The sequence below is a fragment of the Sporacetigenium sp. TC11 genome, from assembly GCF_058146105.1.
This window is the reverse complement of sequence record NZ_JBYVNY010000012.1, coordinates 45,105-57,597: the sequence shown is the minus strand read 5'-3', so window position 1 is coordinate 57,597 and position 12,493 is coordinate 45,105. Positions and strand designations below refer to the sequence as shown.

At 31.1% G+C, this 12,493-nt stretch carries 8 protein-coding genes and 1 other annotated feature; of the genes, 3 read left to right on the top strand and 5 right to left on the bottom strand.

Annotation, left to right across the window (positions count from 1 at the left end; all coding sequences use genetic code 11):
• Positions 1-57: 57 nt before the first annotated feature.
• The gene (locus ACUSRV_RS14590; protein ID WP_490142701.1) at positions 58-1,749 is read right to left on the bottom strand and encodes a S8 family serine peptidase; all 1,692 of its coding nucleotides are present in this window, start codon (positions 1,747-1,749) and stop codon (positions 58-60) included.
• Positions 1,750-1,888: 139 nt separating this feature from the next.
• Positions 1,889-5,236 (bottom strand): bifunctional germination protease/germinant receptor pseudoprotease CspBA, encoded by a 3,348-nt coding sequence (cspBA, locus tag ACUSRV_RS14585; RefSeq protein ID WP_490142700.1) that lies wholly within the window; start codon positions 5,234-5,236, stop codon positions 1,889-1,891.
• 167 nt (positions 5,237-5,403) lie between these two features.
• Positions 5,404-5,638 (top strand) — a binding site (T-box leader).
• A gap of 121 nt (positions 5,639-5,759) precedes the next feature.
• Here cspBA and ACUSRV_RS14580 point away from each other — a divergent pair.
• From ACUSRV_RS14580 to ACUSRV_RS14570, 3 genes are all read left to right on the top strand, one after another.
• Positions 5,760-7,067 carry a dicarboxylate/amino acid:cation symporter gene (locus tag ACUSRV_RS14580; protein WP_490142699.1) on the top strand — a complete coding sequence of 436 codons (1,308 nt, stop codon included), beginning with the start codon at positions 5,760-5,762 and terminating at the stop codon, positions 7,065-7,067.
• A 43-nt stretch (positions 7,068-7,110) separates the two neighbouring features.
• On the top strand, positions 7,111-8,043 hold the full coding sequence (locus ACUSRV_RS14575) for an ATP-grasp domain-containing protein (protein ID WP_490142698.1): 933 nt from the start codon (positions 7,111-7,113) through the stop codon (positions 8,041-8,043).
• A 204-nt stretch (positions 8,044-8,247) separates the two neighbouring features.
• Entirely contained in the window at positions 8,248-8,700 is a 453-nt protein-coding gene (locus tag ACUSRV_RS14570; RefSeq protein WP_490142697.1) for a staygreen family protein, read from the top strand.
• Positions 8,701-8,735: 35 nt separating this feature from the next.
• Here ACUSRV_RS14570 and mnmA read toward each other — a convergent pair whose 3' ends face one another.
• The 3 genes from mnmA to ACUSRV_RS14555 form a co-directional block, all read right to left on the bottom strand.
• Positions 8,736-9,824 (bottom strand): tRNA 2-thiouridine(34) synthase MnmA, encoded by a 1,089-nt coding sequence (gene mnmA / locus ACUSRV_RS14565; RefSeq protein ID WP_490142696.1) that lies wholly within the window; start codon positions 9,822-9,824, stop codon positions 8,736-8,738.
• A 138-nt stretch (positions 9,825-9,962) separates the two neighbouring features.
• Entirely contained in the window at positions 9,963-11,417 is a 1,455-nt protein-coding gene (locus ACUSRV_RS14560) for an amino acid permease (RefSeq protein ID WP_490142695.1), read from the bottom strand.
• A gap of 195 nt (positions 11,418-11,612) precedes the next feature.
• Positions 11,613-12,482 carry a DegV family protein gene (locus tag ACUSRV_RS14555; protein ID WP_490142694.1) on the bottom strand — a complete coding sequence of 290 codons (870 nt, stop codon included), beginning with the start codon at positions 12,480-12,482 and terminating at the stop codon, positions 11,613-11,615.
• Between the last annotated feature and the right edge of the window lie 11 nt (positions 12,483-12,493).

Sequence of the window (12,493 nt, the reverse complement as noted above, 5' to 3'; positions counted from 1 at the left end):
TAATTTTTATTTTATTTTATAATGCAAAAAACTATTGATTGAATTAATCAATAGTTTTTATTTTATGGTTTGAGATATCTGTCTAAAGGTATTTCCTATATTTAACGCACCATACCCTGAAAATACATTTGGATAGGTATATGCAGTTTTAGTTGTAGCACCAGCCATTAAATATGTTTTTATAACTTGAGTATATGAAGATTCAATACTTTTTCCATCTACATAGAAAAGTTCGAGCATAAGTGCTACAGCTCCAGATACAATAGAACTTGATGCACCTGTTCCAGTCATTGTATTGTATATACCGCCTGGAAACGGACCTATAACATTCTCACCTGATGCTATTATATCAGGTTTTATATAATCAATAGGTACAGCACCATTAGATGAACCTATCCAGTCACTGGAGGTTTTTATATCATAGGCTCCAATAGTAATTACTCCTGAATCACTCCCAAATATAGTTATCGTCTCAAATGGATCTGGTTTTAAAAATCTAGTACTAGTATCTAAAAGGGGTGTAACTGGCATAAATAAATCGTGTATTCCGCTCACTATATGATCTGCATACAATCTTATAGTCCATACTCCAGGTTTGACTCTAAATAAATTTATAACAGCATATAAATCTCCTGTTATAAATTCTGGATAGTAATAAAGAACACTATAATCTACATCTTGTAAATTAAAGGTTCCAGAATAAATAAAAGATTCTTTAAAATCTATTTTAGGAGTAAATTCTCCGGCTGGATTTATTATAGATATTGATATTATATCAGGTCTTTGTGCTATTAAAAATATCGCTAAGTTTTCTTGATTTTCTCCTACTTCTATTAATACATCTTGAAACTCTCCACTGTATGTGAATCTACCAGAATAATGAGTATCCGTATTCCCTTCATTTCCAGCGCCATATACTATAATCCTTCCCTTTACATTAGAAAATCTCAATGCATTTAATGCTGTTCTAGTTCCAAAAGTCCACCCCCTAACATCAACTGTCCCATTTATAACTAAAGGTTTATTTAGTTCTGTAGCAACATTAAAAGCGTAATCAACCGCAGCAAAATAATCGGTATTTTTATAAGCGTGTTCTCCAGTCATGTATGGATCTAGGTATTCTCTTAGTTTTATTACTAATAAATCAGCACCTGGAGCTATTCCCCTATTTGCACTATCAATTGACCCTAGGCCTGCTGATAGTCCTGCTGACATAGTTCCAGTTCCTCTAGTATCAATAACTAATGATGAGTCGTTGTTTTTAATGGCTTCATTTATTTGCTCATTTGTAAATTCTGAACCAAATAAATATCCTTCAGGAGGAGTCCCATTTTGGTTTTCTTGATCCCATATTCTTATTATCTTTGAAGTTCCATCTGGCTTAATAAAATCTGGATGAGTATAATCAATTCCCGAATCTATTATTGCTATAATTACTCCTGTTCCCGTTAATCTTAGGTAGGCACTTTGTACAAGTCCTGCATCGCCTAATCCATCACTAGGTCTTACCCCTTCATTAACGTTATTTGTAATTATTCCCAAATCCCCCATAGATAATGATGGTCTCAATAATTTTATCTCGCTTATACTGAGTATATATTCATCAGTAATATCAGCCGGAGTATATAAAAGGGCATTCCTATTATTCAATATTATTAAGTTATTTAGACCTCTATTGCTTAGAGCTGTTCTTATATCTCCTTCATATAATAAGTAATATGCTCTAACAAATTGTGATAAGTCAGCCATTTATCCAACTCCTTTTTACTAATTTAATCCTGACCTATAAAAATACTTACTAAATTTATATGCTAATTATTCTTGATTTGTTTTAAAATATAACAAAAGAGTAGATGTTTACCCACTCTTTTTCAAATATACTGGATTTTTACCTATACTCCTCAAATGTCTTGATTAAATTTAAAATACCATAACCATAACTTAAATTAGGGAAAGTTATCTCTGGAGAAGTCCTAGCTCCTCCCATAAAAAATGTTTTCATCATTTGTACAAAAGCTCTATAAGGGTCTACATTATCTACTAATAAATATTGTAAAAATAGTGCACACGCTCCAGAAACGTGTGCCCCAGCAGCGCTACTTCCAGTTATAGTAGAATATCCTCCACCTGGTGATGTTGATATTATATTTACACCAGGTGCTACTATATCAGGCTTTAATTGTTCATACCTTGTTGGTCCTCTTGATGAAGATGGCCATATACTGTTATTAATAGAATCATATGTTCCAACAGTTATAAATTCAGCTGATGTAGCAGGTACGTTTATTGTTCCAAATGGGTCTGACTCTACAAATTTAGTACCTGGTTGTAATAAAGACCTATTAGGCAAATATATATCATACTGGCCAGCTATTATATAATCCCCTTTTAGTCTTAAAGTCCATATACCAGGCTTTATATCACTAAGAACTATTACAATAAATTCATCTCCTGAGCTAGGTTCTGGATAATAATAAATCAACTGATACCTCGTATTTTCTAGGTTAAATAATCCATTTATTTCAAGGAAATTTCTAACAGGAAGTTCTTTACTTATTTCTCCAGATGGAGATATTATGCTTACAGATATCTGATCAGGCTTTTTTACCCATACCTGTATTCTTAAATCCTGTTCTCCAGGAGCAACTTCTACTATTACATCTTGTATTTCTCCTTTATTTGTCATATTTCCTGAATAATGAGTTTGGGTGTTTCCTTCATTTCCTGCTGCTGTAACAGTTATTGCCCCCTGGTCTTCATATAAGCCTAGATTTTCAAATATGGTTGCTCCAGATGCTCCACCAAAGTTACTTCCTAAAGATATATTTAAAACTAAAGGCATATTTAACTCATGTGCCTTAGTATAACAATAGTACATTCCAGCTAGAACATCTGAACTGGAGTAATCAATATCCATTCTTGGTCTTAACTTTACAACTATAAGTTCTGCATCTGGTGCAATTCCTATATAATCAGGATTTACAACTCCTCTGCCAGCCATTATTCCCCCAACCAAAGTTCCATGGCCAACAGTATCCATACCTAAATCCGGATTATTGTTAGCTATTGCCTGATTTATTTCTTCGTTGTTATACTCTGTTCCAAAGGGAAATCTTTCTGGGTTTTTTCCTTCTATATTTTGCTCTTGGTTCCAAATATACCTAATTTTAGATTTTCCATCTTCGAATATAAAATCAGGATGCAGATAATCTATTCCAGTATCTATAAGTCCAATCAAAACTCCTTTACCCGTTAAAGGTGCATATGGTGTATTTTGAAAAAACTTAGCTCCTATTTCTTGTGTTGCAGTTACTCCACCTTGAATAGATTCTTGTCTTTCTCCTAATAAAACCATTGGCAAGCCTCTTAGTACATCATTTACGTTACGTAATTCCAACATTGTAGAAGTTGGTACAAATACATCAAAATAAACTAATGCTGTATTCTCTCCCAATGGAACAAATATATAAGGGATTCCTACAGTATCAAGTTGTGATATTATATCTCCACTATATGAGAGAAAAAATCCACTTTCTTCTTTAGCTTTAAATCTAATATATGGGTTTTTTTTTTCAATTTTATCATAATATTTAAATTCATCTGCTTTATTAAACCCATCTTTTTCGTCAATATTCATAACCATTGCTCCACTTTCAAGTGGAATATTGTCTAAATCAAGTCTTCCATATCCATATACATCATTAGGATATGCTATATCCTGGCTTCTATTTGCAAACTTTAGAAGAATTGCTTTTAATCTATCTCCATACATATATGGGTCATTGTTGTTTACTATTCCCCACTGCATAAGTAATGCAGCTGATCCAGTTACCTGGGGGGATGCCATACTTGTTCCACTTAAAACACCCTGATTTCCTCCAGGTAAATATGATAATATATTTTCTCCAGGTGCTACTATATCTGGTTTTAATACTCCTTGACTTGCATCTCCTTGACCAGAAAATGGTGAAATAGCACTTGTTGTATCATTATAACTGCCTACTGTTATAACTCTTCTTGCAGTACCTGGAACTGTAACTGTTAAATTTACAGTTGGATTTAAAAATCTAGTATCTGGGCTTAGCCCTTCAGAGGTAGGCAAATATATATTAATACCACCAGCAACTATGGTAATTGGTCTAAAGTTTATTTTCCATATACCTGGTTGAATAGTTGTATTAGATGCTAATTGTATTGTGACCCTTCTTAAAAGGGTATAAGGTGGAATTGGATAGAAAACCCCCGTTATATTAGTCCTATTTAAAGTAGTTCTTAAAATCCGTGAATTCAAACTTAATTCAGGTGTAGTATTGTTTGTAGGAGTGGTTATAGATATTGCAATAACATCTGCAAAGTTAGGCCATATATTTAGATTTAATATTTTTTCATTTTCTCCTACTACAAACTCCACTTCTTGACTTTGATTAGGAATTAGCTCTATATATTTATGCTGACCTTTATTTGCATTGTTTCCTGCTGATACTATCATATTATTTTTCCACATGAGTGACATATCATCAATGTATTGTTCAAACAAAGATACCCCTAAATGAGACCCTTCATTAGTACCATAACTCATGTTTATAGCTACTGGCATATTTTTTTCTATTGAAGCATCTATTATAAATTTTATTGCCCTCATAAACTCTGTACTTCTTGAGAACACATCTGTTTGTATGCTTCCAACTCTTACAACAATTAAATTAGATTCATTTGCTATACGAGCTGCTATCCCTGCTACATGAGTTCCATGTGCAGCAGTTAAAGATACTGGTATATTTGTCTCCATATTTATTGCTCTATTTATATCTGATTGTGTATATAATGTACCTTGATTAAATCCAGGAGGTGGACTTCCTTGCTTTGATGATTGATCCCAATAATAAAGTATTTTACTAGTTCCATCTGGATTTTTAAAAATAGGTATATTGTAATCTATCCCTGAATCTATTAGCCCTAATATAACACCATTTCCAGTAAGCCCTGTTTGATTCTTAAAGTTAACTATTCCACTTGAAAAAAATGAAGGTATATTTTGACCCGGTCCTAAAATAAACGGTCTTTCTACGTATACTATTTGTGGATAATTTAATAACTCATCTATTTGACTTTCATTTTGAACAGTAATTATGGCATAGTTAAAACCTAATAACTCTACTCTTACTCCCAGTTCATTTTGTAAATTTGTTAAGTCTCCGAAATATCTAACTATAACTTCAAAATTCAATTTAATCACCCCTCTATGTATAGAGATTGCAGTTATTAAAAATATATATAAAATTTAAATAAAAATACCTATTTTTATAAAAAATATAAAAATTTTTAAAAACTATTGATTTTTATTTAATATGTATTTATAATAAAAATACAGCAATACCTAGTAATCTGATATGAATTATAGAATTAAGCACTATGACCAGGAAAAGTAAGTTATATGAATCATAACAGAGAAAAACTCCTTGGCTGAGAGAGTTTTATGTAGGATTGTAGCCCAAGTGCCCCTGTGAGTGTTAGGCCGAAATACAGTAGGCTGTTACGGGTTCTCCCGTTATAGAGAATAGACATGATTGTGTCTAAAATGAGATAGGCAAATTGCCTAATCAGAGTGGAACCGCGGAAGTCACCTTCTGCCTCTGTAATATTACAGAGGTAGAAGGTTTTTTTGTTTGTGTAAAGCGCGCATATACAAACAATATAGTTATTAGCTTTTATGGTAAAAAGTTTTTATATTAAATCTAAATAATTAGGAGGTAAACATAATGTCAATATATATAGGTTTATTAGTAGGTCTACTACTACTTGGTGTTTTATATTTTCTAAAAAATAAAAAAATAAGTTTTGGAAATAGAGTTTTAATAGCTATGTTATTTGGACTTGGATTTGGTGCTATATTCAAAGAAAATGCAATGATACTTGAACCTATTGGTGGTATATATATAAGTTTAATTAAAATGCTTGTAATACCTCTTGTTGTAAGTTCTTTAATTTCAAGTGTTACTTCACTTGATAATCCAGACCAACTTAAGAAAATTGGTTTTAAAACTATAGCACTTCTTTTAAGTACTACTGCAATTGCAACTGTAGTTGGGATTTTAGTTGGTAATTTAATGGATATAGGTTCAGGAGTTAAATTTGTAAATGATTCAGCTTTTGAGGCAAGAGAAATACCTGTTTTTAAAGATGTTTTAATGGGCATGATTCCTGCGAATATAATAAACGAAATGGCTAGTGATAAAATAATACCAGTTATTATATTCTCTATGCTTTTCTCAATAGCTATAATAATTGAAGGAACAAAGGATTCTGAAGTAGTTAAACCGGTTAAGAATTTTATTAATTCATTTGCTAAAATTATGTTTAGAATAACTCAAATTGTAATTGCTCTAACTCCATATGGTGTATTTGGACTTATGATATCTATATCTGCATCATCTGGACTTTCAGCACTAATACCACTTGCAAAAGTGATATTAGCAATGTATATTGCATGTGTAATACATTTAGTAGTAGTACATGGAAGTTTAATAGCATTATTTGCAAAAATAAACCCATTTAGGTTCTTTAAAAAGATTTCTGAACCAATGGTTGTAGCATTTACTACAAGAAGTAGTTATGGGACACTTCCAGTAACAATAAAAGCTCTTACAAATGAAGCAAAGATATCTGATAAAATAGTAAGTTTTGTTGCTCCACTTGGTTCTTCTATGGGAATGAATGGAGGGGGCGGTATATATCCTGCCCTAGCAGCAATATTTGTAGCAAAGATATTTAATATAGACCTTACAATAAATGACTATCTATTACTTGTTGCAACTACTACGCTAGGTTCAATTGGTATAGCTGGCGTTCCTGGAGCTGCTATAATGGCTGCAACAGTTGTATTATCAAGTTTAAACCTTCCAGTCGAAGGATTGGCAATGTTATTAGGAATTGATGTTATAGTTGATATGATAAGAACTATGACAAATGTTACATCAAGTTCTGTAGTAACACTTTTAGTTGGAAGTTCTGAAAATGAATTTGATAAAGAATCATTTAATAAAGAAGAAAAATTAAATGTAGCTTAAAACTTAATTAATTAGATATATTTAGATTATGGAGGTAATTATTATGAAAAAAATTTATATTATCCACGAAAACAGTGAATGGACAGCGCCATTAAAAAGAGAGTTAGAAGCACTAGGCCTTCCTTATGAAGACTGGTTTCTTAATGAAGGTGTATTAGATATATCTAAAGAACCACCTGAAGGAGTTTTTTATAATCGTATGAGCGCATCTTCACATACAAGAGATCATAGATTTGCTCCTGAATATACAGCATCGGTTTTATATTGGTTAGAATCTCATGGAAGAAAGGTTATAAATACTAGCCGTGCATTGCAGTTAGAAGTTAGTAAAGTAGGTCAATATACATCACTTAATGCCCATGGAATTAATACACCAAAAACTGTAGCATCCATAGGAAAAGATAATATTATTGAAGCAGCAAAGGACTTTGATGGATCTTTTATTACAAAGCACAATCGTGCAGGTAAAGGTCTTGGAGTTCAATTATTCAACAATATTGAAGCTTTGAAAGAATATGTAAATGGTCCTTTATTTGATACTCCTGTAGACGGTATAACTTTAATTCAGCAATATATAAAATCACCAGAGCCTTATATAACTCGTTGTGAGTTTGTTGGTGGAAAGTTCTTATATGCAGTTCAAGTTGATACATCAAAGGGCTTCCAGTTGTGCCCTGCTGATGCTTGCCAAATTGGAGATACATTCTGCCCAGTTGGTACAGAATCAGAAAGACCTAAGTTTAAAATTATAGAAGGGTTTAATAACCCTATAATAGAAAAGTATGAACATTTTCTAAAAAATAATAGCATTCATATATCTGGTATAGAATTTATAACTGATGAAAATGGAGAAATTTATACTTATGATGTAAATACAAATACAAACTATAACTCAGATGCAGAAGCTATATCTAAAAAATCTGGTATGCGTGCAATTGCAAGATATCTTGGAGATGAACTTGAAAAACTAAAATAAAGTTCGCTACGCTCATGTCGCCAACGACCAGATGGCACCTTGCTCAAATTTAGCAGATAGATATTATAACCTCACTGTGATTTTATAAAATTACAGTGAGGTTATTTTTTTAATTAATAGCACATAACATAATTAATTTTAATATTATATATGGACAACATAATTTTTTAATAATGTTAATCAAACCTTTAAGGGGGAATATATTTGAAAGAATTAGATCCTGAAAAATTATCAGTTACATTTGTTCCACCTATAACTGAAACAGATCCTATACGTTTTAGAAAATATACCTTAACCCATTCTGATAATACAGGCAATTTATTTTTAACTATAGGGCCATATTTTGATTTTGATAAGATAAACCCAATGACTCGAGATGAAGTTCTAGCTCAATGGGGCTTAGTAAGTCCAGGGATATATACACTGCAAGCATTTGTGTATGTAGGCAACTCAAATTTTAATATGGCAAAAACAAGATATGATATATTCAAAAGAGAACTTCCATTGGCACTTGAAGCTTTAATTTATGGAGATAGGGAATTTTTCAAGGCACACCCTGAACTTTTAGGTACTCCTATTACAGTTAGATTTATATCATCGTTTCCTCAGTTCAATAGAACTGAATTTTACAATAGACCTATAGATTATTTAATATAGTTTAGAGTGTTTTTTCACTCTAAACTATATTATTTTTATTTAAAACACTCATCTATTATACCTCCACCTAGACAAACTTCTTTATCATAAAATACTACTGCTTGTCCTGGAGTTATTGCCTTTTGAGGATCCTTGAATTCAACTATACAAGTATTATTATCTTTTATATGTACTATAACATCTTGATCTTGCTGTCTATATCTAAACTTAGCACTACACTCAAAGGTCTTTGGTTTTTCTTTATTGCTTATCCAATTTACGTCTGTAGCTTTAAGTCCATTACAGTATAAATTTGGATTGTTTTCACCTTGAACTACATAAAGTATATTATTTTTTAAATCCTTTTCTACAACAAACCAAGGTTCACCAGAACCACCTATACCTAATCCCTTTCTTTGACCTAATGTATAGTGCATAAGCCCATGGTGTTCTCCTTTTATTGCTCCTTCTAATGTTTTTATATTTCCTTGTTTTGCAGGTAAATAGTTGTTTAAAAACTCTCTAAAATCTCTTTCTCCTATAAAGCAAATTCCTGTACTGTCTTTTTTATTTGCTGTTATTAAGTTGTATTTTCTAGCTAATTCTCTAACTTCAGGCTTTGTCAAATGGCCAACAGGAAACATACTTTTAGATAATTGATTTTGATTTAATTCACATAAAAAATATGATTGATCTTTATTTTTATCTGCACCTCTTAAAAGCCTATATTCACCATCGATATAATCTACTTGAGCATAATGTCCCATAGCTATATAATCCGCTCCTATGCCCATAGCAAAATCTAAGAATGCTTTAAATTTTATTTCTTTATTGCACATTACATCTGGGTTAGGGGTTCTACCTTTTCTATATTCAGATAAAAAATATTCAAAAACCCTGTCCCAATATTCCTTTACAAAATTAATTGTATAATATGGAATATCTAAAGTAGAACACACTTTTATGACATCTTCATAATCTTCAGTAGATGTACAAACTCCATCATCATTTTTTTCTTCCCAGTTTTTCATAAATACTCCTACAACGTTATATCCCTGTTTTTTTAAAAGTAGTGCACAAACAGAAGAATCAACTCCACCAGACATTCCAACTACTACTTTTATATTCTTTGGATTTTTATCCATCTATATAATCTACCTCTCTTTATTTTATCTTTAGAAATTTATACAAAATTATTATATGTAATTTAATATATAATAAAACAAAAAGCCTAAATCCATTTTTATATGAAATCTAGGCTTTTTGTTTTATTATAATTAATCTTAACTTACTTTTTTCTGGCTTGAATCTAATTTATTTACTTTTCTAGCTATCATAGGTAATATTAACCCTAATCCCATTAATATAAAAGGAGTTAATATATTTAATGAAACTATAAAATTCCACTCTGAAGTAAATGGTTTAAGATCACTTGGGAACATTCCCATTATGCAAGCAAATGCAGTAAATACAAAACACCATAAACCTATTGCAAATCCTACTTTATCATTTTTTACAAATTTGTATTTTAAATCATATTTATCTGCCATACGCTTTAATCCCATATAAGCAACAAATACCCACAGATATCTAAGTGGCATAACTACTGCATTTAATTTTAATAACCAATTAAACAATTCATTCATATTTCCTATACCAATTGCTGGAATCATTATTAATGCTCCAACAAGTATAGCAGTCATTATATATCCATTTATTGGCGCTCCATGTTTGTTAGTTTTTCCAAGTGCCTTTGGTATATATCTTTCATCTGCTTCTGCAAGTAATACTTTAAGAGGTGCATCTATAGAGAATAGAAGTGCTGATACTTGTGCTGCTGTATTAGCAAGTGCATATATTATTAAAAGTAAATTTCCTACTCCATAATACTCTCCTAGTAACTGGAATGAATAATAAGCTCCATTCATCATTAAATCTTCTGGTATGTTATTAGGATCAAACATCATACCCATAGCAATTGATCCTAGGATTGCAGATACTGCAACCATAATTGCAAGTATTATCATACCCTTTGGAAATTCTTTATCTGGATTTTCAGTATTATTTACATATGGTGATAGCTTTTCTGCACCACCTACTGCAAATACTAACATAGCTATTGTAGTGAAATATGTAAAGTCAAATTTAGGGATAAATGTTTCTGCATTAAGACTTATATCAGCAGCTTTAACTCCAGTTATTGCTGGTGCTGCAATCATCATTAATACATATAATAAAGACATTACAAACATAGCTGTTCCTGCTACACTACCGATTCTCTTAAGAGAAGTTATTCCTTTTGAAGCAATCCATAAGAATACTAAGAATACTATTAATGCTATTGGTTGTAATATCATTGGATTCATGTTTTTAATAACATTTCCATCTTGGAATAAAAACCAACTTATTGCTATTAGTACGCCTTGAGGTTTTTGTGCTAAATATGGAACGTGCACAACCCAATAAGTCCATCCAGCTAAGTACGCTAACATTGGAGTGCTAGTTTCTCTAATCCATGTACTAACCCCTGCTTTACCATTTCTAAATGCTGAACCAAGTTCTCCTACCATTAATACATAAGGAATAAAATATAATGATATAATAAGTACCCATGAAACAATAACTGTTAACCCTTGATTAGCATAATTGTTAACAACATTACCAAATCCCCATACTGTAACGAAAGCCATTAAAGCAAGGTTGTACCATCTCATTTTTTTAACATTAACTTCTGACATTCAAAATCCACCTCGTTGTAAATTTATTTTGTGAAAACATTATCATAATGATTATACCAAAATATAATGATAATCTCTACATTTTTTGAAACTTTTCTTTCATACTTGTTTTATTTTTGAATGCAATATTTCATAATTTTCTACAAAAAGAAAACCTGAACTCTGCAAATTGCAAAATTCAGGTTTAGTAATTAGTTATCTTTTTTCACCTATAAAGAATAAAGCTATAGTTCCAGGACCAGCATGAGAACCTATTACTGGACCAACATTATTAATAATTACGTCTTTAACATTAAATTCACTAGTTATCATATCTTTTACTGTAAGCGCATCTTTTAAAGAATCTGCATGACTTATAAAAATTACTTGATCTTCAGGATTTACTGATTTTAATCTAAATTCATCTACTAAAGACATAAGAGCCTTTTTTCTTCCTTTTACTTTTGAAGCAGGTACTAGCTTTCCTTCACCGTCAATAGTTAATATAGGCTTTATGTTAAGCATAGTTCCTATCATAGCTCCAGTTGATGAAATTCTGCCGCCCCTTTTTAGGTGATTAAGGTCATCAACTGTAAACCAATGATTTACTTTTGATATATTTTCTTCAACCCAATTCACTATTTCATCTTTAGTACAACCTTTTTTTAGCATCTCATTTGCATAATATGCTATTAATCCTTCTCCTAATGATGCGCTCTTAGTATCTATAATTGTAATATCAGCTTCTTTATATTCTTCTAATAACTCATTTCTTGCAATATGTGAACTATTTAAAGATCCACTTAGTTGAGATGAAAATCCTAAGTATATTATAGATTTTTTTTCTTTTATATATTTTTCAAATATATCCTTATAAGTATATGAATTTATTTGAGATGTAGTTGGCATTTCTCCTTCTCTAACCGCATTGTAAAAATCCTTATATGTAAGAGTTTTTCCAAAATCATCTACTATTTGTTCTCCTTTGAAATTAACAGTAAGTCCAATGGTAGGTATATTATTTTTTTCTATATATTCTATCGGTAAGTCGCTACATGAATCTATTAATATTACTGTATCTCCCATAAATTTCTCCT